We start from the raw sequence: 527 nt of genomic DNA, 5'->3' as shown, positions 1-527 counted from the left end.
GATGCACACGTGGTTTGAATGTAAAATCCGTTATGAAAAGACAATGGATAACGGAATGAACAAGAAAGTAACAGAACCCTATCTGGTTGACGCGCTCAGCTTCACGGAAGCGGAAGCACGCATCATTGAAGAAATGACACCCTTTATTTCCGGTGAGTTTACAGTTTCCGACATTAAACGTGCCAACTATAGCGAGCTCTTTCCCTGTGAGGAAGACAGTGCCGACCGCTGGTTCAAGTGCAAGCTGTATTTCATTACCTCAGATGAAAAAAGTGGAGCAGAAAAAAAGACGGCTACCAACGTACTGGTACAAGCAGCCGACTTGCGTGATGCAGTAAATAAACTGGATGAGGGTATGAAAGGCACAATGGCCGACTACCAAATTGCATCGGTAGCGGAAACTGCCATTATGGACGTCTATCCATATGCCGCAGATGAGTCCATTACGGATACCATCAGTGAAAATGCCAATTCGCCTGTTGTACGAAATTTCATACAATCTCTCCCCGAAGGTTGCAGGACAACGA

General features: G+C 45.5%; 1 protein-coding gene. It reads left to right on the top strand.

Annotated elements, in window-relative coordinates; translation table 11 throughout:
• Nucleotides 1–55 precede the first annotated feature (55 nt).
• On the top strand, nt 56–527 hold a 472-nt coding region (locus IEY73_RS34920; protein WP_229716463.1), incomplete at its 3' end, for a DUF4494 domain-containing protein.

Source organism: Mangrovihabitans endophyticus (assembly GCF_014646155.1).
GTDB lineage: Bacteria > Actinomycetota > Actinomycetes > Mycobacteriales > Micromonosporaceae > Actinoplanes > Actinoplanes endophyticus.
The sequence above is the reverse complement of the archived record's forward strand: the minus strand, read 5'-3'. Positions and strand labels throughout refer to the sequence as shown.